A 22,653-nucleotide genomic window follows, 5' to 3' on the forward strand; every position below is an offset into this window, starting at 1 on the left:
GCTATTGTTCCGGTCGGCTGTCTATCGATGGCTGAAAGTCGTAGTACGATCGCGATGAACAAAAAAGAACGCAAAGTGCTTGAATTTTCCAATATGTGACGAAATAGTAATTGATATAACGAAATAGGGAGCGGCCATGGACGATCTCGACAGGCGCCTGATTGCGGAGCTGCGTATCAACGGCCGAGCGTCCGTTCCGCAGCTCGCGCAGATTCTGGGGGTGGCGCGAGCAACGGCTCAAAAAAGGCTGGATCGGCTGGTTGCGGATGGCGACATCAAGGGCTTCACGGTCCGCTTGAAGAACGAAATCAGCAAGGACTTGATCAGGGCGTTTATCCTGATCGAGATGAGCGGGTCACCGAAGCACGCGATCGCTGCTGTGAAGCGGGTACCGGGCGTTACTTCCGTTTCCAACACCAACGGTGTCTGGGACATGATCGCGGAGATTGAGGTCTCGACCATGTCGGAATTGAACGAGCTCATCTCCACGGTTCGCGCGACCGACGGTGTCGCGAAGAGCGAGACCTTTATCATGCTGGGGCCGGCCTGAGTTCCAAGGTGTCGTGGCCGATGGATGGGAGCAGGTTCCCTTCAAAGCTCGGTGGCTCATGTCGCCGTTGCCGGGGTTATCCCTTGACGCGCCGCAACACGTTGTCCAGGGCGTTCATCAGTGCTGCGCTCCCGCCATCCCGGTCAAAGTCGTTGAAGACCTGTTCGTTCAGGCCGCCCGCCGTCGAAAACACGCGCCTGAGGGCCTCCAGGGGCTTGTCGTCCTTCCGGACCGCCGTCTGTGCCAGGCTCAGGAAGAGCGGCGCCAGATAGGCGCGGCCCTTTTCGCGTGAAATCCCTTTCTCGGCCAGCCAGCCGGTCGCTCGGTCGAGGATGCCGAAATAGGTCCCCATCAGCGAACTGGCAACGGCAAGCAGGTCGTACTCCTCCTGCGTTTCGCATTCGACGGCAGTGCCGAGGGCGGCAAAGATGGACGCGATCCGCGGACTGGGCGGGTAGATCGATGTCACACCTTGGCGTTCGGCAACGAAAGGCAGCGGGATCGCCTGGGTCAGCTCGACCTCTTCGTTGATCCAGCGCATCAGCTTGGTGCGATCGGTTGCCGCAATGACGCTCACGACCGTCTGGCCCTTACGGAACTCAAGCTCGCGGATGACCGCTTCCGCGATCTGCGGACGGACCGCCAGGAACGCCACGTCTGCAGTTGCAACCACTTCCTGATTGTCCGCGGCTATCTTCACGATCGCGAAACGCTCGGCGAGCCGTTCTGCAATCTCCCGGTTTCGGGGCGACACCTTGATCTCCGAAACGGCAAGTTCCGCACCGACGATCCCCGTGACCATCGCTTCGGTAATCGTTCCGGTCCCGACGAAGCCGATATGCATCTCTATTCCGCCGCCTTGCGCGGCGCGAGCGACACATCTGTGGTGTAGTTCTCGCGCATGAAGTTCATGAAGTTGTCCTGAAACTGCCGCGTATGGGCGTGAGCAAGCTCATCTGCGAGGTCGGCGTTGCGCATGCGGATCGCCTCCAGCATCTGATTGTGTTCGTCGGTGAGCAAGTAGCCTTCATGGGTGCGCTCCAGATACTCGAAATGCAGGTGCAGCATTCTTTGTCCCTGGTTGAGAAGGCGTTCGTAGAAGGATGCGAGATAGGCGTTCTTTCCCGCTGCGGCGATTGCCATATGGAACTGCTTGTTCGCCTCCGACATCTGCAGATGGTTTGCTCCCTTGACGGCCGCTTCGAACTCCTTCTGCCGCTTGGAAATTGCCTTCAGATCGGCATCCGTCCGCAATTGCGCGGCAAGGCGGGTGTTCATCCTCTGGGCAATGTCGAGGGCGTCGACATATTTCGGGAAGGTCGCCACTTCGATCGGCGCAACGATGGTGCTGCGGTTGGAGAGCGTCACGACCAGCTCCTCGCCGGCGAGCCGGATCAGCGCCTCGCGAACCGGAGAGCGCGACATGTCGAACCGTTCCGCCAGGCTGTTCTCGTCAAGCAGCTGACCGGGGGCAAGCGTTAGCGCCAGGATCTCTGTTCTGAGCGTCTCGTAGACGCTTTTCCAGCCGGTCCCCTTGGCTCGCTTGGTTTCCACTTCTTCAGACACTTGGCACCCTTTCCCATGTTTCCGGACCATATGGCCAGAACGGGCAGTCGGAGACAATGTAAAATTTTCGCTTGACTTTGTCGACACTGAGACGACATTAATTATCATGTCGACACGGAGACGACACAAAAAATAAGAAAATCGGCACGTCCGACGAGAGGAACCGCGCGGCACCGCGCACTACAAGACAGAGGAAACAATGATGCTTTCGACGTTGCTTGCGCCCGCGCTGCGGGCATTGCCTGCGCTTGCCCTGATGACCGGCGTTTCAGTGACAGCCGCACACGCCCAATCTGCCGAAAGCGGCTATTGGCAGGGCGTGCAGAAGGCGGGTGTGCTGCGCTGCGGCGCAGCCGTTGCTCCGCCGTACGTCATGCGCGATCCGGCGAGCGGGGAATACTCCGGTTTCTTCGCCGACCTTTGCCGCGAGTTCGCTGAAACACTGAAGGTCAAGCCGGAATTCGTCGATACGACCTGGGACAACATCGTCGCCGGTCTTCAGGCCGGCAAATGGGACGTATCGCTCGCGCTCAACCGCACGGCCGCCCGCGCCATGGCGGTCCAGTTCTCGGTGCCGGCGATGGAGTACCAGATCTCGCTCGCCTACAACAAAGACAATCCGAAGGTCCCGACTGGGGCGGCGTCCGTCGCCGACATCGACAAGGCGGACGTGACGCTCGCCGTGATGTCCGGTACCGCCCAGGACAAGGCGATCTCTGCGGCAGTGAAGAACGCGACGATCCTTCGGTTGCCCGGCAACGATGAGACCCGCCTCGCTGTCGTCTCGCGGCGCGCCGATATCCTCGTCGATGCCTCGGACACGAACCAGCTCTTCACCCAGTCCAACCCCGACTGGGCTGTTGCCCTCAATCCGAAACCGGCGCTCGCCAAGCAGGGCGTGGCTTTTGGTCTGCCGCATCAGCTTTCGGCAGCCGACGTGGAGGTCGTCAATATCTTCCTCGAGGAAAAGGTCGCGACCGGTCACATCGACGGGCTGATCCGCAAGGCCGTCGACGACGTCCTGAAATCGACGAAGTGACGTTTAAGGCCGAGGCGCGAATGCCTCGGCTCCCACTAGAAACGCCGGATCACGAGGATGCCATGACTGCCACAGTCGCTCCGCTCGTCAACGTCAAGTCACTGCACAAGAGCTATGGCCCGCACATCCAGGTGCTGAAAGGCCTCGACATCGAAATGAAGCCCGGCGAGCGCGTTGTCGTCATCGGCCCGAGCGGCGGCGGCAAGAGTACGCTGCTGCGGGTCATGATGGGGCTGGAAAAGATCGACAGCGGTTCGATCACCTTCGGTGGCAAGCCCTACATTTCCTCCAAGGGAACGGACGCGAAAACGACAATCGATGCCGAGGTTCGGCGCTCGATCGGCATGGTGTTCCAGCACTACACGCTCTTTCCCCATCTCAGCGTCATCCAGAACCTGATCCTGGCACCGTGCAAGGTGAGGGGCGAGAAGAAGGCGATAGCCCTGCAAAGGGCGCAGGCACTGCTCGAGCGCTTTGGCCTCGGCGCGAAGGCCAATGCCTATCCCGCTCAGCTCTCCGGTGGGCAGAAGCAGCGCGTAGCCATTGCTCGCGCCTTGATGCTCGACCCCAAACTCATGCTGTTCGACGAAGTCACGTCGGCTCTCGATCCGGAGCTGGTTGCGGAAGTCGAGCAGGTCATCCTGCAGCTTGCCGCCCAGAACATGCCGATGATGATCGTCACCCACGACATGTGGTTTGCGAAGAACATCGCATCGCGCGTGATCTTCTGTGCCGGCGGCGTGGTGGTCGAGGACGGGCCACCTGAACAGGTGCTCGGTGCGCCCCGGGAGGAAAGAACCCGGGAATTCATCGACCGCGTCTTTCACATCAAGCAATAGGAGGTCGCCCGTGAACTACACGTTCGATTTCCAGTCGGTCTCGCTCACTCCACTGATCGAGGGCTTGCTCGTCACGGTTCAATTGACCGTTGCCGCAAATATCATCGGCATCGTCTTAGGTTTCCCGCTGGCCCTTCTGCTGATGAGCCGCGTTGCACCGATCCGGTTGCCTGCGATGCTTTTCGTCGAGTTTTTCCGATGCACGCCGGCCATCGTCCAGATCGTCTGGTTCTTCTACTGCGTGCCGATGCTCTTCAACGTCTTTCTCGGGTCGATGACGATGGGCGTCATGGCGTTGGGTCTCAACCTGATGGCATTCAATGCCGAGGCTTATCGCGCTGCCATCCAGGCGGTGCCGCGCGAGCAACTCGATGCCGGCATCGCGCTTGGGCTGAATCCGCTGCAGCGCATTCTCTACATCGTGCTGCCTGATGCGCTGCGCGCGTCCGTCCCCGTTCTTCTCACCAACGGCATCGTCATCTTCCAGCAAAGCGCGCTGGTTGCGATCGTCGCGGTACAGGACCTGATGTACCAGGCAAAGACGCTTTCGACCGAGACCTATCGGCCAATCGAGACCTTCACCGTCGCAGCACTCATCTATTTCGCGGTTTCCTTTCCCGTCACCCAGATCGTCGGCCATCTCGAACGCCGGCGTCAGGCGATCACGAGCTAGGAGGAAGACATGTCCCTCGATTTCTCCGTCCTCGAACGCTTCCAGGCAGCTCTGGCGCTCGGCCTCTGGACCACCATCAAGCTCACGCTCATCTGCGTCGTGCTCGGTTGTTCGCTGGGCTTCCTCGTCGGCCTCGCCCGCGCCTCCTCGAATGTTCTGTTGCGGGCAGTGGCGGGCATCTATGTCGAGTTCTTCCGTGGTACGCCGGTGCTGATCCAGCTCTTCTGGATCTTCTTCTGCCTGCCGCTGATCCTCGGCGTCGAGCTTTCCAATCTTGCTTCCGGCGTCATCGCCCTGACCCTCTATATGGGCGCGATCACCAGCGAGACGTTCCGGGCTTCGCTCAAATCCGTGGGGCGCGAGCAGCTTGATGCCTGCGTTGCGCTTGGCCTGCCCAAGCGCGTGCAGATCACCAATGTCGTGCTACCGCAGGCGGTGCTGCGCGCCGTGCCGACGCTGCTGTCGAATTGCGTCAGTCTCTTCAAGGAGAGCGCATTGGTTTCGGCCGTCGGCATGGCCGACCTGATGTTCGTCGGCCAGAACATTTCCAACAATACCGCGCGGCCCATCGAGGTGCTGACGATCGTCGCGCTCATCTACTTCGCCATCGCCTTTCCGCTGACGCGCGCCGTCACGCTCGTCGAAGGCCGCATCCTCAAGAAACTTGCCATCTGATCATCCAAGGACAGGAGACCTCCCCATGAAACTCTCTGGCGTCATGCCCGCCCTCATCACGCCGTTCGATGCGAATGGCAAGGTCGATTTCAAGGCCTTCGAAAAGCACCTTACAGGCCTGCGCGCCGCCGGCGTCACCGGCTGGGTGCCGATGGGTTCGACCGGCGAATACTCGGCGCTGTCGAATGCTGAGCGCGACGACGTGCTGAAATTCGTGAAGGATTTTGCGAAGGCCGGTGAGGCCCTGATCGCCGGAACGAATGGCCCGGCCACCCGCGAGGTGATCGAGAACACGATGCGGGCCAAGGAGATCGGCTACGACACCGTGCTGCTTGCGACCCCGTTCTACACGCGGCCAACCCAGGAAGAGCTTCTCGCTCACTTCCAGCGCGTGCTGAAGGAGACGGATATCAACCTCGTCCTTTACAGCTACCCCTACAAGGACGGCGTGGAGATCGGGTTCGATATCCTCGATGCGCTTGCCGACGATCCGCGGGTGCTCGGCATCAAGGAAAGTTCAGGGTCGCTTCAGCGCGCGATCGACATCTATGCACGCTACAAGGGTCGCATCGACCTTATCTCCGGCTCCGACGATATCGCCCTCGACTTCATGTTCTGGGGCGCGGACTGCTGGATCTGCGGCCCGGCCAATTGCATGGCGAAGGCCTGCGTCGATCTCGACCGTACCTTCCGTTCGGGTGATCTCGCCAAGGCGCGCGAACAGATGACGGTGCTCTATCGCGCCATGAACATCCTCGAAAGCGGCAAGTTCGTGCAGAAGATCAAGTACGGCTGCGAGCTTCAGGGCACGCCGGTCGGTCTCTGCCGTGCGCCGCTCGGAGAATTGACCGAGCAGGAAAAGGCGGATTTTCGCGCGGCCGTCGCGCCGATCCTCAACTGACGCAAGCGGGCCGGAAGCAGCCTGCTTCCGGCTTTTCGAGTTTCGAGGAGAACTCCCTTGTCATCCATCGCTGTCGTTGGCGCCGGCATCATCGGCACGACCATCGCCTACCAGCTTCAGCGCCGCGGCTTTTCCGTGACGCTGATCGACCGCGCTGCCCCGGGCATGGGAGCCTCCTTCGGCAATATGGCGAGCATTGCCGTGACCGAGTTCATGCCGGCTTCGCGTCCCGGTGTCTGGGCACAGATGCCGAAATGGCTGCTCGATCCGGAGGGGCCGGTGCGCATTCGGCCAGGCTACGTGCCGAAGCTTGTGCCGTGGTTCCTGCGTTTCCTCGCAGCCAGCCGGCCGACAAAACTGCGCGAACTGGAGGCAGCGGGTGCCGCCCTTTGCGGCCGGGTTCATGAGGATCTCGACGCACTTTTGAGCCAGACGGGGCTCACATCCCTCTTGAGCGCCGAAGGCTGCCTCAGCCTCTATGCCGACGAGGCCGAGTTTCGTGCGGACCGGGACCATATCGAAATCCTCGAACGTTTTGGCTTCCGTCACGAGATTCTCGGGGCCAATGCCATCCGCAATCTCGAGCCGGCCCTGACGACGAAAATCGCCAAGGCGGTGCTGTTCCCCGACAACCGTTCGATCGCCGATCCCCATCGGCTGGTGACGGCCCTGGCCGATCGCTTCCAGGCGCTCGGCGGTACGATCGAGACCGGCGAGGTCGTCGCCTTCGAGGAAGGCGAGGGCGGTATATCGGCGTTGGGACTAGCGGACGGCGGCCGGCTGCCGGCCGATCGTTTCGTGCTGGCGGCAGGCGCCTTCACCGGTCGTCTGTCACGTCTGATCGGCGAGTCGATCCCGCTTGAGACCGAGCGCGGCTACCACACCCAGATCATGGCGCCGGGTATCGCCATGCGCCATTCGATCATCTGGCCGGCCCGCGCCTTCATGGTCGCGCCGACGGCGGGTGGCATTCGCGTCGGCGGTACGGTGGAAATGGCCGGCCTGGACGCGCCGCCGGATTACCGTCGCGCGAAAGTGCTGGTGAAGCGGGCGAAGGAAGCGCTGCCCGATCTCAAGGCCGAACAGATGAGCGAATGGATGGGCCACCGACCCGCCCTGCCGGATACGGTGCCGGTCATCGGCCCCTCTGCCAAACGCAGGAACGTCTTCTACGCCACCGGTCACGGCCATCTCGGGCTCACCTATGCGGCCACGACCGCTCGCCTGATCGCCGATCTCATGGCGGGCATGATGCCCCCCGTCGATCTCAAACCCTATCGCGTCGATCGCTTCTAAGCGCGGCGCCGGGAAAACAGGGAGAAAACCATGCGAAGCGAACTCTATATCGATGGCAAGTGGAGGCCGTCGTCCGATGGACGGACCTTCGACGTCGTCAATCCGGCGACGGAAGAGGTGATCCACAGGATCGCCGCGGCAACGGCGGAAGACGTCGATGTCGCGGTCAAGGCGGCACGCCGCGCTTTCGATAGGGACGGCTGGCCGAAGCTGTCCGGGGCGCAACGCGCCAGGTACCTGCGCGCCATCGCCGAGGGTATTCGTGCCCGGCAGGCGGAGATCGCGCGTCTGGAAGTGATCGACAACGGCAAGCCGCTTCCGGAGGCCGATTGGGATGTTGCCGACGCGGCCGGCTGTTTCGACTTTTATGCCGGGCTTGCGGAGCAGCTCGACAACAGTCCGGAGGAGCCGATCGCGCTCCCCGATGCGCGCTTCACGTCCAAAGCTGTCAAGGAGCCGATCGGCGTTGCCGGCGCCATAATCCCCTGGAACTACCCGCTGCTGATGGCTGCCTGGAAGGTGGCGCCGGCACTCGCGGCCGGCTGCACGGTGGTCTTGAAGCCGGCCGAAGTGACGTCGCTGACGGCGCTGGAGCTTGCGGCGATCGCCGATGACGTCGGTCTCCCCGCCGGCGTCCTCAATGTCGTTACCGGAGCCGGCTCGGTCGCCGGTCAGGCGATCATCGACCACAGGCAGGTCGACAAGCTTGCCTTCACCGGTTCCGGCGCCCGCGACATCAAGCGCATCAGCCTTGATCTGGGCGGCAAGTCGCCCTTCGTCGTCTTCGATGACGCCGATATCGACGAGGCCGTCGAATGGATCATGTTCGGCATCTTCTGGAACCAGGGGCAGGTTTGCTCGGCGACGTCCCGCGTCCTGATACACGACGGTATTTACGACCGTCTGATCGCCCGTCTCGTCGAAGAAACGAAGAAGATCAGCATCGGCAATGGGCTCGAAGACGGCGTGCTTCTGGGACCTCTGGTCTCCAAGCGCCAACATCAGCAGGTCGTCGCGGCGATCGAGGCGGCGAAGGCTGCCGGTGCGACCGTCGCCTGCGGCGGGAAGCGGCCCGAAGGTTTCGAGACGGGCTACTATCTCGAACCGACGGTGCTGACCGATGTTCCCCTGGAAAGCGATGCCTGGCGCGAGGAGATTTTTGGACCGGTCGTTTCTATCAGGTCATTCTCGACCGAGGAGGAAGCGATCGAGCTTGCCAACGATTCCCGTTTCGGTCTCGCGGCCGCCGTCATGTCGCGGGACGACCGTCGCGCGGAGCGCGTGGCCGCTGCCTTCCGCGCCGGAATCGTCTGGATCAACTGCTCGCAGCCGACATTCACCGAGGCGCCCTGGGGCGGCTACAAGGAATCGGGCATCGGCCGCGAGCTCGGGCGCTGGGGTCTGGATAACTATCTCGAGACCAAGCAGATCACCCGCTTTGCCACCGGTGAAAAATGGGGCTGGTACATCAAATGAGTGGCACGCTTTCCATCAGTTGGGATCGCTCGCTCGATCTGCTGCAGGTCCATTGCCAGGGCGAGATCGGCAAGGTGATCGTCGGTGGCGCGCCGGAAATTCCCGGTGCGACCATGCTTGACAAGATGAACCACATCAACATGGTCGACGACAGCCTGCGCCGCTTCGTCACCTTCGAGCCGCGCGCCAGCGTGGCGATGTCGGTGAACCTGCTCCTCGCGCCAACGCGGCCTGACGCGGATGCCGGCTTTATCGTGCTGCAGGCCGATCGTGCCCATCCGATGTCCGGCAGCAATTGCATTTGCGTCGTGACGGCGCTCCTCGAAAGTGGCCGCGTCCCGATGCGGGAACCGGAAACGATCGTGCGGCTGGACACTCCGGCGGGGTTGATCGTTGCCCGCGCCACCTGCCGCGACGGCCGCTGCCTGTCCGTCAGCCTCGACAATGTGCCGAGTTTTGCCGAGGCGCTTGATCGGGAAATCGAGACGCCGCGCTGGGGCCGCATCAAGGTCGATATCGCCTTCGGTGGCGTTTACTACGCGATCGTCGACGTTGTTCAGGTGGGCAGCGAGATTGCGCCGGCCAAACGCCCGCTATCTGGCCGAAGCCGGCATCGAACTGAAGTCCTTGCTGTCCGAACAGGTGGCGGTGAAGCATCCGGTGCTGACCGGCATCGACGAGATCGCCTATGTCATGTTTCGTGGCGAAGCGCCTGACGGAGCCGTGCGTACCTGTACGACGCTGAAACCCGGCCGTGTCGACCGATCACCTTGCGGAACCGGCAGCTCGGCAAATCTCGCAACGCTTTATGCCCGCGGAAAACTCAGGGTCGGCGATCGGCGAACATCGCGCTCGATCATTGGCGGCGAGTTCACGGCCGAGGCGATTGGTGTCTCAGAAGTCGGCGGCCGCCCCGCGGTGTTGCCGCGCATCACCGGGCAGGCCTGGATCTATGGCCGTGAGCAGCTCCGCATTTCCGACGAGGACCCGTTCAGGAGCGGTTTTGCGCTTTCTGACAGTTGGGGTCCGCAGGTCGATGCTTTGAGTTGAAGGAGGAGGCGTCATGACAACAACAACTCTTTCGGGCCAGACCGTCCTCGTCACCGGCGCTTCCGGCGGCATTGGTGCTGCGATCGTGCGGCGCCTGGCGGAGGAGGGTGCCCGTCCGATCATCCATTATGGCCGCGACCGGGCGGCCGCGGAGGCACTGCTGGCCAGTATTCCGGGCGAGGGGATGATTGTGCGGGCAGATCTCTCCGCCGATGACGGCGCCTTCAACCTCTGGCGGAACGCCGAAGCTCGCGCCGGACGCATCCATGCGCTCGTCAACAATGCCGGCATCCGCACTGAGATTTCGATTGATGCCGAACCGGGTGCCTGGCGAGAGGCTTGGCAGAGGGAATTCCAGGTGAACTTCTTTGCTGCAGCTGATCTCTGCAAGGCGGCTCTGAAGCACTTCAGGGCTCAGGGTGGCGGGCGCATCATCAACATGGTGAGCCGGGCGGGACAGCGCGGCTATGCGGCCGACGCCATGCCCTATGGCGTGACGAAGGCGGCGCTGGTCAATCTCACCAAATCGATTGCCCGCAGCTTCGGCGCCGATGGTGTCGTCGCCCTGGCGATCGCACCCGGCTGGGTGCAGACGGACATGGCTGAGGACTTCGTCGCGAAGTTCGGCAAGCAGGCGGCCGTCGCCGACATTCCGATCGGCGAAATGGCCCAGCCCTCGGAGATCGCTGAACTCGTCGCCTTCGCGCTCCGGCCTTCGCAGCGTTCGCTGAACGGCGCGACGCTCGACGTCAATGGCGGCAGCTACATTCGATGACTGGTTACACCCGATAGGAGAGGAGAGAGACGATGAAGAGGTTCGAGGACAAGGTGGCGATCGTGACCGGCGGTGGCGGCGGCATCGGTTCCGCGATAGTGCGGCGGCTGGCGGACGAGGGCGCATTGGTCGTCGTCTCGGACGTGAATGGTGAAGCAGCGGACGCTGTCGCTGCCGAGATCGTCTCCGTCGGTGGTTCCGCGGTCGCGATTGCTGCCGACATTTCGCGCAAGGAGCCCTGTTTCGGGCTGATCGAAGAAGCGTTTGCGCTGAGAAAGCGCATCGACTTGCTGGTCAACAACGCCGGCATCAATCGACGCGGCAATCTCCTGTCGCTGACCGACGACGACTGGAGTCTGAGTTTCGCGGTCAATCTCGATTCAATGTTCCACCTTTGCCGGGCCACGCTACCGCACATGATCGAGGCCGGCGGCGGTGCGATCGTCAACACCGCCTCGCAGTGGGGCCTCTATCCGGCGCCGAACCACATTGCCTACAACACCACCAAGGCGGCGGTCGCGGCGTTCACGCAGAACCTTGCCCGAGATTATGCGCCAAACAAGATCCGGGTGAATGCCGTGTGTCCGGGTGAAATTCACACGCCCATGCTGGAATCCGGCGTGAAGCGATCAGGGCGAACCATTGCCGACCTCGACAGGCTCGTTCCGTTTGGCAGGATCGGAAAGCCGGAAGAGGTTGCGGCACTCGTCGCCTTCCTCGCATCGGACGAGGCTGCATTCATCTGTGGCTCGCTTGTCGAAATAACGGGCGCTCAGGCCGTCGCGTAAGATCGAATGTTGCCGGCCCGAACTTCTCTCTGGAAGATGCGGCTGCCGCCCGCCCCGCTATTCATGTTCACCTTGGCCGGTTGGAAGGCCTTGGAAATGTTCGATCGTTTCGCCAAGCCGCACCCAAGCATGCTTCGACTGCTCGAACACCGATATGACAGGCGGCGCGAAGGTCGGATCCGCAATTGAGCCAACCGCCAGCCCGATCCAGGACGGTGCGGCTTCGGCCTTCCAATAGACGGTCGATCCGCATGTTGGGCAAAAATGCATTCGAACCTTGCGACCGCTGTCTGCGGTGCGCATGAACTCTGTAGACGCTCCGGAGATCTCGACGCATTCAGGTGCGTAGAACGCATTTGCACTGAACGGGGCGCCAGTTCTTCGCTGGCAAGCGAAACAGTGACACAGCGCAGTCAATCGGGGTGGTTCGCTGAGCTTTAGTCTGAGTGCACCGCAGGCGCATTGGGCAATGGTCATGGACGTTCCTCCCGCTAGCGTGGCGAATTGGCATTGGATTGAGGGCTGAAGCGCTGATCGGAACCGCAAGTCCTTGCGGTAGTGATGCGCGGGGGCTGAGGCCTGATGCAATCTCAGGCGCGCCAAACCGGTGAAGTAGGGCGCGGCCTTCCAAGGTCCAGAGGGCAGCCATAGGAAGGCTTATGAACGGTTCACTCTGCTGTCCGAGCCGTGAGTGGCGGGCCATTCGCCATCATTCACGCGCTCGCTGGTTCCCAGAGTTCAACCGGATTGCCCTCAGGATCGTGAATGCGTGCAAACCGGCCGACTTCCGAGTCCCATTCGGCACGGGTTTCCACCGCAATGCCGCTCGCCCTCAGCTTAGCCATGAGTCCATCGAGATCATCGACGCGGAAATTGATCATCCATTGCTGTTCCGATCGACCGAAGTAGTCGGTGTTCTTAGAGAACGGCCCAAAGATCGTTGCGCCTGCCTCCTGCTGCCAAACGGCTTTGTGCAGATCGTCAATCCCAAGATGGTTCTCGTACCATGCTGCGAGCCCAGCTGGGTCCGCCGCCCTGAAGAACACTCCACCGATTCCAACGACTTTTGGCATTGTCCTCTCTTCGTTCGGGGTGGAACAATGCCAATGCATGTGCCCACTTGCAACTCGGACGGCGCATTTGGACGCGATGGTTGTATCGCAGACAGCGCTGCTTCTTGCGATCGGGCGCACGCTTTGGGTGGCGAGGCGTTGTTACGCCTCGCTCAGGGCATCAGCCGATTGTTCGCGCGCTGTCGGCCATCAGCTTGATACCCAGCGCGCAAACGACTGCGCCGGCAGCCCGGTCAATCCAGGTCTTGGAGCGCAGATAGACGGCTCGCGGTGCGCGCGAGGAAAAGCCGACGGCGACAATCGCATACCACATGAACTCGTTGATGAAGAGGAGCGGTGGAAGCGCGAGGAGCATCCAGGTAGGCGTCGGAGACGGCAGCAGCGCGGCGAACATCGACGCGTAGAATATCGCCGTTTTTGGATTGGATACTTGCACGAACAGGCCCCGCAGCAGGGACTTCCACAGCGTGCTCGGCTGGTCAGCCGGAGCATCGGCAATCGATATCGTCTGGGGCGCTGCACGCCAGATGCTGAAGCCGATCCAGACAAGATATGCGCCGCCGGCGAGCCTGAGCAGGGTGTTGAGCCATTCGACCTGGAGGAGGATCGCTGTCAGGCCGGCCACCGCAATGCAGGCGAAGACAAAGCCGCCGACGCCCATGCCCAACGCTGCCATTATTCCGTCGGCGCGAGAGCGGGCGATCGCAATCCGCGACACCACAATGAAGCTAGGGCCAGGGCTCATGGCTCCAAGAAGGAAGACGCCCAAGATGGAGACAAGAATTGCAAGTTCATGCATGTCGCTTCCTCTCGGTGAAAGCCGGGCAAGGCCAGCGCGGGAGCAATATGAAGCGAGTTGCGCCGTTTCTCAATCGTTCCGGTACTCACGCCCGCACCGATCGACCAGCTGGCCGCCGGCGTTCGCCGGGAGCGGTCCTCCACGCGGGATGTTCAACAGCTTGCTTCGTTCATCGAGAAATCTGAGTTCCGCCCCACACGTTCGGCAATGAAGCCGCCGATCGTGTGGGGTAGAAATGCCGCGAGGCTTCGGAGATCGTTTTCGTATCGCGCTTCCTCAGGCAGCGATGAGTTCGTCGGACGGCCCGAAGAACTCGAAGTGAACGCGCTCGCTTGAAACGCCTTCTCTGGCAAGTGCCGGAACGAGGGCGCGAAGGAACGGCTTCGGCCCACAGAGATAGAATTCGGCATTCTCAATCGGTGTATTCTGGCGAAGCCACTCGGCGGTGATGAAGCCATCGAAGTCATGAGACAGCCCGACCGCATCCTCGCTTGAAGGTGCACTGTAGAAGCTGCTGATCCTGATCTTGCCGTGTGCGTTGGCGAGCTTGCGAACGTGCCGGTCCATGGCATGGGTCCCGCTGTTCAGCGCGCCGTGGACGAAATGCGCTTCGAGGTTCGGATGCTCCTTGGCGATCGTCTCCAGGATGCTGACCATCGGCGTCAGGCCGACACCGCCCGACAGCAGCACGACCGGTGCCTGCGGCGCTTCGGGCAGGAAGAAGTCGCCCGCCGGCGGGGTTACGCTCAAGACCGTTCCGACGGCCGCCTGGTCGTGGAGGTGTCGCGAGCCACCTTGCCCTTGTGCTTCCCGCTTGACCGAGATGCGGTAGAAAAGATCGTTGGGACCACTGGAGATCGAGTAGTTGCGCTTGATCTCCTGGCCATTCTCCAGCTGGAAGCGAAGCGTCAGGTATTGACCGGGCTTGTGGCGCGCAACGGGGCCACCATCCTTGGGCCTCAAGACGAACGATGTGACGACGTCACTTTCGCGAACCTTCGTCTCGACAACGAAATCTCTCCAACCGTTCCAACCGCCCGAACGCTCCAGAAGTTCGCTGCGTATTTCTGCTTCACGCTCCTTGAGCACGTCCGCGAGGAACCAGTAGGCCTCGCCCCACGCATTCAGGAGCGCAGGTGTCGCGGCGCTTGCGAGCACGTCCTCGATGGCGGCGAGAAGGGCAGTGGCGACAAAGGGATAGTGATCCGGAAGGATGTGATAACCAATGTGCTTTTGCGCGATCCGCTCGACCACGGGGCCGAGCACGCCAAGGTTATCGATGTTTTGCGCATAGGCCACAATCGCGGCGGCAAGTGCGTTGACCTGTGAGCCGTCATCGCCCTGGTTGGCGTGGTTGAACAGCTCGCGGATATGGTCGTCGCGGAAGAGGCGGGCATACATGCTCTTCGTGATGTCGGCTCCGTGCGCTGCGAGCGCCGGAACGCTTGCCTTTACGATTTGAACAGTCTCGGGTGAGAGCGGTTTCGGCATGATCTTTCCTTTCGAGATGATGCGTCGGTGGGGGCAGGTTGGTGATCGCAGACGTTCAGCCGGCTTTTCACCGGGCCTGCGGTCTGGAGGTGGTGGGGAACCTCCGGTTGGACGATGACCTTGGTGGTAGCGTTGGCTTCGATGATCGGCTGAGAAAGAAGGTGAAGCCGGGTCGGCCCCGGACTTCGCCGCAGAAGCGTTTCGCGATCGTCCTGATGTCTGCTTCCGCTATCGTTTGCGAGTTCATCGCAGTCTGTCCTTAAATATGTATTCAAGATGCATCTATTTATTCGAAGGCAAAGATGCTAATCAAATGCATGTTTATGGATTGGACTTTTTGACGCAGACCCCAATGAGGCTCACCAAATATACCGACTACGCAATGCGATTGATGATCTATTTGGGATCACGGCCATCGGGGCTTAGCTCGATCCGGGAGATATCGGACACGTTCTCGGTCTCGCAAAACCATATGATGAAGGTTGTTCAGGATCTTGCAAACGCTGAGTTTCTGGAGTCCGTGCGCGGTCGCAACGGCGGCATCCGCCTCGCAAGACCTGCGAGCGAGATCAATCTCGGTGCTCTGCTTCGGCACACGGAAGAGTTGGCGGATCTGATCGATTGCGAAGGGTGCCGCATCGCGCCGGCCTGCGCTTTGCCAAGCGTCCTTTCAGAAGCCACAGCCGCCTTTGTAGCGGTTTTCGACAAGTACACGCTTGCTGATCTGGTGGGGAAGCGTTCGGCGCTTGGCGACCTTTTGGGTTTCGCCGTCGGACGTCAAGCTTGAGGACTGTATCAATTCGGTCAGTCGGGGGCTTGTTTTCTTCAGTCCATACATTAGCTCAATCTGGATAAGTGAGCGTGTTGCACCACGGTATCTGCGTAGCCAGGTGTCCTATGAGAAGTACTTCAGACGTCATTGCCGAACTGACCCGCGCCGCGCGCGATATTCACATTTTGTCAGAGGGAGAAAAGCTCCGTCTCCTTGCTCGGGCCTATGTCACGATCCAGGAGGGTTGGGAAATGCTCGGGCAGCCTGATCGGCTGACAGAGTCGGCCGAGACCATGGATGTCATTCGGGCCGGAGGTATCCCGGTGCATCTCTACGATGACGAAATGCGGGCGATCCTCCACGAGGCTGTCAAGGTCATCAGGCAGATCGAAGCGGCCATGGAAGCGAAGAACAATCCAACAGCCTCATCTGCCGAAACTACGGACCAAGGGTCCTAAGCGAACGCCAGCGCGCACGCTCCCTGGCTGACGAACGCGTGCACTCGTCCGGCGTTTCTCCGCCGAATTTGCCGCGAGGAAAGCACGTCCGTTGCCAGCGCAAGCTATCCACGGGCGATAGCGTCGCCATCCCCCAGCGTTGTCCGAAACGAAGAAGTGAGCGCGAGTTGATCGCAATGCGGGAACTTCGGCTTGAAATTCAACGGTGAAGGCGCAACGTCAGATCGTGATAGCTTCGCAGGCACAGGCAAGGAGGGCATTCCGTCGCAGTTAGCAAACAAAGGTAAAGATCTGAAGGTGAGTGGCAACTTCACCTACCAGACGAATAGGGGAGGGGTTCGATGAACGATGATCTCTGCATCGAAAGAGACTTTCTGTTGGGGATATCGGCGAAGGACGCGCGATCGGTCCTTCAGGTCATCGCGTCGCATCTAGCGGAACGCACAGGGGTTGCCTCAAGCGTCATTTTTGGCGGGCTGATGGAGCGTGAGGCTCTTGGCTCAACCGGTTTCGGGGGTGGCTTTGCCTTGCCGCACGCGCTTGTTTCGGATCTGCAAATTCCCGCGAGGGTGCTCGTGACACTGCGCGAACCGATCGACTTCAATGCCTCGGATGACGAAGCGGTTGATGTCTTCCTCGCAGTGGTATGGCCACAGGAACATCCCGACCGCTTCTTGCAACACCTGGCGAAGCATTGTCGGCTGTTTCGTTCAAGGAAGCTATTGGCGTCACTGCGTGGTGCACGGTCTGAAGCTGAGGCTTCTATCCTGGTTTCGGGACACACCGGCATAGGCGAGCCTGCAACGCAACTTTCGCCAACAGCCCCGACCGGCTCGCTCCGAGCGTAGTTCGCCGAGCATTGTTGTCGGCGATCGTCAGCCGGGCGACGTCATCGGACGCGCCCGCGGTTGATGCGGGCCGGTCCGCGTGGACTAAAGACCACGTGCGTACTCAAGGCGCCATCACACCGTTCGATGAGTATCGGAGGTTAACCTTCCTCCGCCTCTCGGTGTGTTCAGCGTCGGTTACTGCAACCACGGAGCTTGCGCTGTCTCGTCGCCATGGGCGAGGAATTGCTCAAGCGCCGAGAGCAATGCTTCCGCGCTATAGCGATCCAGCAAGACTTCAATGTTTCCGCCTGTGGACGATGTGAGCTCGAATGTCCCCATAAGCGGGTCACTCGAAAGCACACTCACATCGCTTCCCTGGAATTCCGCATTCATTGTGATTCCGGTGTTTTTCATGTGCGGCCTCCACTGTATATAAGTGTATTATAATATATATGTTGCCGAACTAAAGGGGGAGGAGTTTGAACGAATGGGTTCGGTGACGGGCTGACTCGCTTGCGGTTACAGACCGATCTTGGTGGTGAAAAGTTGGATGCCGTCGCCGCGAGGCGGCGCGGACGAAGCTTCGTGCGATTGAGAGGGAGCACTCTGCGTGATTGCCCGCGTGCTAGGCGGTGGTGCGTTTCAAGAATTCGATGGTTCGCGCCCAGGCGAGTTCAGCGGCTTCCGGAGAGTACGCACCAGGAGCCGTGTCATCCTCGAAGCCGTGCTTGGCGCCTTCGTATGAAAATGCCCGATAATCGATGTTTGCCTCGGTAAGGGCCTTCTTGAACGCACCGACCTGCGGGTTCACGAGCGGATCGTCCGCCGCGTAGTTGAGCAGAAGGCGAGTGTCGATCCTTCTCACGTTCTCCGGCGGCGGAGCGCGGCCGTAGTAAAGGACGGCGCTGGTGAGATCCGTCAACTCGAAGACGATCCGGCCAAGCGCGCTCCCTCCGAGGCCAAATCCGATCGCGGCGACTTTACCGTTGCTATGAGGCTGGTTTGTCAGCCAGCCGAAGGCTGCGCGCGTATCTCCAAGCCACTCGTCCCAGGTCGTCATTCCCACAACCTCATGCGCGGGTCCCGGCTCCGCAGGCGTTCCCCCGTAGCGTGACGCAAAGTCGGGCGCCAGCGCGGCGAAGCCTTCGGCTGCCAGTCGTCGCGCGACACCCTCGAAATGCGGCGTCAGGCCAAGTGCGTCATGGGCAACGATGAGACTGGCAACCTGGCCCGGTGCTGCAGGCAGAGCAAGGTAGCTCGCCAATCCGCCGGCACCATTGTCGATCTTGGTCGCGTCTACCCGCACATTGGGATCATCACGGGGTGCGACGGCAGACGACGCCGTTGGTCGCGGCACCAGACCCGTTCCGCCGGATGCAATGGCAAGAACCGCGAGGAATTCACGACGACTGACGGCAAGCTGGCGCTTTTCGAACTCGCTCCTCATGGGATCCTCCCGGATCGGGTAGCTATTACACACCCGGACCGGCGATGTGACCAGCGGCTATCGCGTCGACTGGGTGCTGCTTCCACACAAGCAAAGGTGCGACCAAGTGCCATGTCGCATGACCGAGATCACGCGTTGCGCTCTGAATGCGCAATGAGCTCATCGGTGTTGGCCAACAGTCGCTGCACGGCATGGCGGGCTGCGTTCGGCCGTCGGAGGCGAATGCTCTTCTCGATGTTCTCGTGGAGCTTAAGTGCGTGAACGGAACTGCTGTCGTCCCGGGTTACCAGCAGGAAGAGATGGTTCAGCGCGGATTCGATCAGCGCCCCCAGCGGTACCAAGAGATCGTTTCCGGAAGCGCGCAGGATTGCAAGGTGAAAGCGGGTGTCCGCCTGGGTTCGGACCTGCAGCGTCGTCGCCTGTCCCATGTCTTTCAATGCCGCGCTGATTTCGGCCATCTGCTCGCCGCTGCGGCGGGCCGCGGCGAGCGCCGTCGCTTCCGGCTCTATGATGTGGCGAAATTCCTGTACGGTCTTGAGGAACCGGAGGCGGTCCGGCGACAGCGCGTACCAGCTGAGGACGTCGCGGTCGAGCAGGTTCCAACGCTCCTTCGGTTCTACCCAGCTGCCGATTTTCGGACGCGAGGCGAGCAGCCCCTTGGCCATCAGTATCTTGATCGCTTCCCTGACGGCGGTTCGGCTGACGTTGAAGATTTCCGTCCATTGAGCCTCGTTCGGCAGGATCGTTCCGGGCGGATAGTCGCCACGCACGATCCTGAGCCCGATGTCATCGGCAAGCGACATGTGGACGCTGGGCGCCGATATGCGCGGCGCGTCGAGGCGTCGGATCGCGCGTACTGCTTCCGCAGTAGCCGGCCCAGCGGAGCCCTTTCCTGATCGTTGTTCAGTCATTTCCCTATTTTCTCGCAATCTGCGCCGCTCCTCCGGGTGTTGCGTCACTTGTCGTCAACATATTTCCGCCAGCTGTGCTGCGGGCGAAAGCCGAGCATCGCTCGCGCTTTGCGATTGGATAGCAGCGTCTCGTATTCGCCGAGCTGCCCCTTGACCGGAACGCCCTGGTAGAAGCAGTCGATCAGTTCCTGCGTCGGAATGTCCGAAGACGTATCGTCATTCGCGGCATTGAAGACCTGGAAACCGAGGCCATCCGTGTCTATGGCACGCAGCGCGATCTGGCCGAGATCTCGCGCGTCGATGTAGCTCCAGGCGATGCGCTTGCGAAAACCCGGATCGGCGAACCAGCCAGGGAAGAGGTGATATTCGCTGGGCTCGATGACGTTGCCGATGCGCAAGGCATAGATGTCGGCGCCGCTTCTGAGGGCAAAGGCGCGTGCGGTCTTTTCATTGACGACCTTGGAGAGTGCGTAGCTATCCATCGGGTCGACGTCATAGTCCTCGTCGAGTGGAAAATAGCGCGGCATTCGTGGCTCATTGGCGAAGACGAGGCCGTAGGTCGTCTCGCTCGATGCGATGACGATCTTGCGGATGCCTAGTTTCACCGCCGCCTCGATGACGTTGTAGGTGCCCATGGCATTGACGCGAAAGAGTTCATTGTCGGGCGCGATCAGGATGCGCGGGATCGCGGCGAAGTGGACCACCGCGTCGATTGGTTGCGCTGCGAGCGACGGGTCGAACTCGTGCAGGCCCGTGTAACTTGAGAGCGCGTTGAACACCTGACCGCTGTCCGTGATGTCGGTGATCAGGGTGCGCACCTTCGGGTTGTCGAGTGGTTTGGTATCGAGGTTGAGCACCTGATGACCTTGCTCGACGAGGTACTGCACGACATGGCGGCCGGCCTTGCCGCTGCCTCCGGTGAAGATGATCCGCTTCGTCATTATGCCCTCCAGGTCCTGCAACATTGGTGAATGGTCATCCATCGATGATAGTTCGCCAAGGGGAACTGCCAAGCGAGGTCGTTGCAGCCGGACGCGGCTAGCCAGCAAAAACGCGCGCTGCCTCCCGTTGCAGCAGAAGGCGGGCCGGGGCGCCCGAAAGGGGCGCCCCGGTGCAGGCCTATTTCTGGATGCAGGTGTCCGCCGTGTCCTTCGTGCATTCATCGAGGCCGGTGAAGACCGGATCCTCCACCGGTTTGCCAGCGATCAGGTCCATCATGACCGATGGCGCCTTGTAGCCCATTTCGAATGGGCGCTGGCCGACAAGCGCAGTTACGAGACCTTCCTTGGCAATTGCCACTTCGTCGCCGATCGTGTCGGCCGCGCCTATGACGAATTCATTCTTCGCGATCTTGTCTGCCATCGGTTTGAACAGGTCGCGATAGGGTTGTGGAGCACCGAAGAGCGGCCAGCCGCCCATGATCCCGAAGGCGTCGAGGTCGGGATTGGCCGCGAGGATGTCCGTCATCGCCTGCACGCCCTTGGCGCCGTCGTCATTGGTAAAGACAGGGCAACCCGCGACCTCCGTCCAGCCGCCTTCACCCTTGAGTTCGGTCAGTCCCTCTTTTCCGGTAAGCACGTCACGCATGCCCTGGGCGCGCCTGAGAATGTTGTCGGCACCGGGGTTACCCTCGATCGTGCAGATCTTGCCGCCTTTCGGCTTGGCCTTCTTGATGTACTCGGCGATCCGCGATCCCATCATGTAGTTGTCCGTGCCTAGATAGGTCTTGCGCAGGCCCGCGTCCTCCTTGGCGAGGTCGGCATCAAGCGTCATGACCGGGACCGTCGGGTTGGCGGTCTTCAGCGTCTGGGCAATCAGCTTGGCGTTGGATGGCGAAATAGCGATCGCAGCCGTGCTGGGCTTGCCGAGCATGTCCTGGACGATCTGCGCCTCGCCGGCTTCGTCGGAGGTCGACGCGGGGCCGGTATAGAAGCACTCATATTCCGAGCTCGTGTTTTCCTTGTTCCACTTCTGGCAGCCTTGATTGATTGCCTCGAAGAATGGATTGTCGAGGCCCTTGACGACAATGACGAGCTGCTTCTTCTCCTGGGCGCCGGCGGTGCCGGTGGCCAGCGCGAGCGCCGCGACTGCAAGCACCAATGCTTTCCTCATTTTTTCCTCCCGTTGAAACAAGCGGACACCCTCTGTCCGCGGCACAAATCAACCCGGATACCAGACGATGCGAGGATCACTTGGTGGACGCTCGTATTGCCAGGCCTGGTCGATAAGCTTTTCGAGATCGTATTCTGGCTGCCAGTCCAGCAGGTATCTTGCCTTGCTGTTGTCCAACCAGTTCGAGTGGAAATGGCTTGGAACATCGACAGATGGCAGGCCACGCGTGCGTTTGAGATAGCTTGCGACCTCGCCGTAGTCGACCGGGCGGTTCATCGCGATGTTGAAACGCTGGCCCGCTGCGCGCGGATTGTCGATCGCGCTGAGAATTGCCGAGACGAGGTCGCTGACGTGGATGAAGTTGCGCTTGAGCGGCCTTCGGTCGACATCGCGCAGCAACGGTACCGTTCCGGCCACTGCATGCCGCCTGGCCTCGTCGGGCGGAAAAAAAGTCTTCCAGTCGGGGCCGCCGAAGACGTCGTCTCCGAAGGAGAGGGAGTACTTGAAGTCGTCTTTTTCCATGATCCACGGCGCTCGCAGGCAGCAGAGGTTCATCCCGTATTGGATGGCGTATTGCTCGACGATCACCTCCTCGAGCACTTTGGAGAGTGCGTAGCAGCCCGGATAGGCGCGGTGCGGGGTCGCCTCGGTTATCGGTCCGTCATGAGGATAGAAGAAATGGCCGACTGCGGCGTCGCCGCCGATCAGGATGAACTGGCGGGCTGTCGGGCTCGCCCTGAACGCTTCGAGCAGCCAGAAGAGACCCTTTACGGTCACATCCATCACGTCGTCGGGCGTTTCCTTGCAGGTCGCAAGATGCACGACGTGGCTTACGTCGGAAATCGCGGCCTCTGCGACCGCACGGTCGGCGATGGAGCCGTGGATGGTGCTGAGCCGCTGGGTCGGATCGAGCACGCGGTTGTGGCATAGCGCGCGAAGGCGCGCTTGCGAAAAACGCGGTCGGTCAAGCAGCGTGGATATGAGGTGCCGCCCGACCTTGCCCGTTGCCCCGGTGACAAGGATAAGCATGCTTATCTCCCAGCATTAACTAATATACCGAGGGCGTCTTTCGTCAATATTTAATTGTCATACAAAACAGGTTTGTCGGACGAGAGATCATTGACGCATTCAT

The 22,653-nt window shown here is 61.0% G+C and carries 25 protein-coding genes and 1 pseudogene; 14 read left to right on the forward strand and 12 right to left on the reverse strand.

The window, feature by feature from the left end; translation table 11 throughout:
* Positions 1–136: 136 nt before the first annotated feature.
* Positions 137–550, forward strand: a complete 414-nt coding sequence (locus I8N66_RS03075; RefSeq protein WP_291149521.1) for an Lrp/AsnC family transcriptional regulator — start codon at positions 137–139, stop codon at positions 548–550.
* A gap of 76 nt (positions 551–626) precedes the next feature.
* Here the strand turns inward: I8N66_RS03075 and I8N66_RS03080 are convergent, their stop codons facing one another.
* Together I8N66_RS03080 and I8N66_RS03085 are read right to left on the reverse strand one after the other, a co-directional pair.
* The gene (locus tag I8N66_RS03080; protein WP_291149524.1) at positions 627–1,394 is read right to left on the reverse strand and encodes a pyrroline-5-carboxylate reductase; all 768 of its coding nucleotides are present in this window, start codon (positions 1,392–1,394) and stop codon (positions 627–629) included.
* Between the two features lie 2 nt (positions 1,395–1,396).
* A complete protein-coding gene (locus tag I8N66_RS03085; RefSeq protein WP_291149526.1) occupies positions 1,397–2,116 on the reverse strand; it encodes a GntR family transcriptional regulator in 720 nt (239 codons plus the stop codon).
* A gap of 202 nt (positions 2,117–2,318) precedes the next feature.
* Between I8N66_RS03085 and I8N66_RS03090 the strand changes: the two genes are divergently transcribed.
* From I8N66_RS03090 to I8N66_RS03135, 10 genes and pseudogenes are all read left to right on the forward strand, one after another.
* Positions 2,319–3,155 carry a transporter substrate-binding domain-containing protein gene (locus I8N66_RS03090; RefSeq protein ID WP_291149529.1) on the forward strand — a complete coding sequence of 279 codons (837 nt, stop codon included), beginning with the start codon at positions 2,319–2,321 and terminating at the stop codon, positions 3,153–3,155.
* A gap of 62 nt (positions 3,156–3,217) precedes the next feature.
* Complete coding sequence (locus I8N66_RS03095) at positions 3,218–3,994, forward strand: amino acid ABC transporter ATP-binding protein (protein ID WP_291149531.1); 777 nt, start codon at positions 3,218–3,220, stop codon at positions 3,992–3,994.
* A 10-nt stretch (positions 3,995–4,004) separates the two neighbouring features.
* Entirely contained in the window at positions 4,005–4,667 is a 663-nt protein-coding gene (locus I8N66_RS03100; protein WP_291149534.1) for an amino acid ABC transporter permease, read from the forward strand.
* A 9-nt stretch (positions 4,668–4,676) separates the two neighbouring features.
* Positions 4,677–5,342, forward strand: a complete 666-nt coding sequence (locus I8N66_RS03105) for an amino acid ABC transporter permease (RefSeq protein ID WP_113537038.1) — start codon at positions 4,677–4,679, stop codon at positions 5,340–5,342.
* A 25-nt stretch (positions 5,343–5,367) separates the two neighbouring features.
* A complete protein-coding gene (locus I8N66_RS03110; RefSeq protein ID WP_113537039.1) occupies positions 5,368–6,243 on the forward strand; it encodes a dihydrodipicolinate synthase family protein in 876 nt (291 codons plus the stop codon).
* A 57-nt stretch (positions 6,244–6,300) separates the two neighbouring features.
* Positions 6,301–7,539 carry an FAD-dependent oxidoreductase gene (locus I8N66_RS03115; RefSeq protein ID WP_291149538.1) on the forward strand — a complete coding sequence of 413 codons (1,239 nt, stop codon included), beginning with the start codon at positions 6,301–6,303 and terminating at the stop codon, positions 7,537–7,539.
* A 30-nt stretch (positions 7,540–7,569) separates the two neighbouring features.
* Positions 7,570–9,015, forward strand: a complete 1,446-nt coding sequence (locus I8N66_RS03120; RefSeq protein WP_291149541.1) for an aldehyde dehydrogenase family protein — start codon at positions 7,570–7,572, stop codon at positions 9,013–9,015.
* 14 nt (positions 9,016–9,029) lie between these two features.
* Positions 9,030–10,065, forward strand: a pseudogene (locus I8N66_RS03125) (proline racemase family protein).
* Positions 10,066–10,078: 13 nt separating this feature from the next.
* Entirely contained in the window at positions 10,079–10,840 is a 762-nt protein-coding gene (locus I8N66_RS03130) for an SDR family oxidoreductase (RefSeq protein WP_291149544.1), read from the forward strand.
* Between the two features lie 32 nt (positions 10,841–10,872).
* The gene (locus I8N66_RS03135; protein ID WP_291149547.1) at positions 10,873–11,628 is read left to right on the forward strand and encodes an SDR family NAD(P)-dependent oxidoreductase; all 756 of its coding nucleotides are present in this window, start codon (positions 10,873–10,875) and stop codon (positions 11,626–11,628) included.
* A gap of 57 nt (positions 11,629–11,685) precedes the next feature.
* On the opposite strand, the gene I8N66_RS03140 is transcribed toward I8N66_RS03135, so the two are convergent.
* From I8N66_RS03140 to hmpA, 4 genes are all read right to left on the reverse strand, one after another.
* Positions 11,686–12,105, reverse strand: coding sequence for a GFA family protein (locus tag I8N66_RS03140; protein ID WP_223729524.1), 420 nt, complete (start codon positions 12,103–12,105; stop codon positions 11,686–11,688).
* Positions 12,106–12,341: 236 nt separating this feature from the next.
* Positions 12,342–12,701, reverse strand: a complete 360-nt coding sequence (locus tag I8N66_RS03145) for a VOC family protein (RefSeq protein WP_113537046.1) — start codon at positions 12,699–12,701, stop codon at positions 12,342–12,344.
* Positions 12,702–12,861: 160 nt separating this feature from the next.
* Positions 12,862–13,500: a LysE family transporter gene (locus I8N66_RS03150; RefSeq protein ID WP_113537047.1), complete on the reverse strand. Its 639-nt coding sequence runs from the start codon at positions 13,498–13,500 to the stop codon at positions 12,862–12,864.
* 276 nt (positions 13,501–13,776) lie between these two features.
* On the reverse strand, positions 13,777–14,991 hold the full coding sequence (gene hmpA, locus I8N66_RS03155) for an NO-inducible flavohemoprotein (protein WP_291149552.1): 1,215 nt from the start codon (positions 14,989–14,991) through the stop codon (positions 13,777–13,779).
* A 337-nt stretch (positions 14,992–15,328) separates the two neighbouring features.
* Here hmpA and I8N66_RS03160 point away from each other — a divergent pair, with 337 nt between their 5' ends.
* The 3 genes from I8N66_RS03160 (at position 15,329) to I8N66_RS03170 (ending at position 17,069) form a co-directional block, all read left to right on the forward strand.
* Entirely contained in the window at positions 15,329–15,778 is a 450-nt protein-coding gene (locus tag I8N66_RS03160) for an Rrf2 family transcriptional regulator (protein ID WP_291149554.1), read from the forward strand.
* A gap of 110 nt (positions 15,779–15,888) precedes the next feature.
* Positions 15,889–16,221, forward strand: a complete 333-nt coding sequence (locus I8N66_RS03165; RefSeq protein WP_113537051.1) for a hypothetical protein — start codon at positions 15,889–15,891, stop codon at positions 16,219–16,221.
* A gap of 341 nt (positions 16,222–16,562) precedes the next feature.
* Positions 16,563–17,069, forward strand: coding sequence for a PTS sugar transporter subunit IIA (locus I8N66_RS03170; RefSeq protein WP_291149558.1), 507 nt, complete (start codon positions 16,563–16,565; stop codon positions 17,067–17,069).
* 177 nt (positions 17,070–17,246) lie between these two features.
* Here the strand turns inward: I8N66_RS03170 and I8N66_RS03175 are convergent, their stop codons facing one another.
* The 6 genes from I8N66_RS03175 to I8N66_RS03200 form a co-directional block, all read right to left on the reverse strand.
* The gene (locus I8N66_RS03175) at positions 17,247–17,465 is read right to left on the reverse strand and encodes a hypothetical protein (RefSeq protein WP_113537053.1); all 219 of its coding nucleotides are present in this window, start codon (positions 17,463–17,465) and stop codon (positions 17,247–17,249) included.
* 211 nt (positions 17,466–17,676) lie between these two features.
* Positions 17,677–18,498: a dienelactone hydrolase family protein gene (locus tag I8N66_RS03180; protein ID WP_291149563.1), complete on the reverse strand. Its 822-nt coding sequence runs from the start codon at positions 18,496–18,498 to the stop codon at positions 17,677–17,679.
* A 128-nt stretch (positions 18,499–18,626) separates the two neighbouring features.
* Positions 18,627–19,409 carry a FadR/GntR family transcriptional regulator gene (locus I8N66_RS03185; protein ID WP_291149566.1) on the reverse strand — a complete coding sequence of 261 codons (783 nt, stop codon included), beginning with the start codon at positions 19,407–19,409 and terminating at the stop codon, positions 18,627–18,629.
* A 44-nt stretch (positions 19,410–19,453) separates the two neighbouring features.
* Positions 19,454–20,350: an NAD(P)-dependent oxidoreductase gene (locus I8N66_RS03190; RefSeq protein WP_291149568.1), complete on the reverse strand. Its 897-nt coding sequence runs from the start codon at positions 20,348–20,350 to the stop codon at positions 19,454–19,456.
* Positions 20,351–20,528: 178 nt separating this feature from the next.
* A complete protein-coding gene (locus I8N66_RS03195; RefSeq protein WP_113537057.1) occupies positions 20,529–21,521 on the reverse strand; it encodes a sugar-binding protein in 993 nt (330 codons plus the stop codon).
* Between the two features lie 48 nt (positions 21,522–21,569).
* Positions 21,570–22,550 (reverse strand): NAD(P)-dependent oxidoreductase, encoded by a 981-nt coding sequence (locus tag I8N66_RS03200; protein ID WP_291149570.1) that lies wholly within the window; start codon positions 22,548–22,550, stop codon positions 21,570–21,572.
* Positions 22,551–22,653: the final 103 nt, after the last annotated feature.

The sequence above is a fragment of the Ensifer sp. SSB1 genome (assembly GCF_016652895.1).
GTDB lineage: Bacteria > Pseudomonadota > Alphaproteobacteria > Rhizobiales > Rhizobiaceae > Ensifer.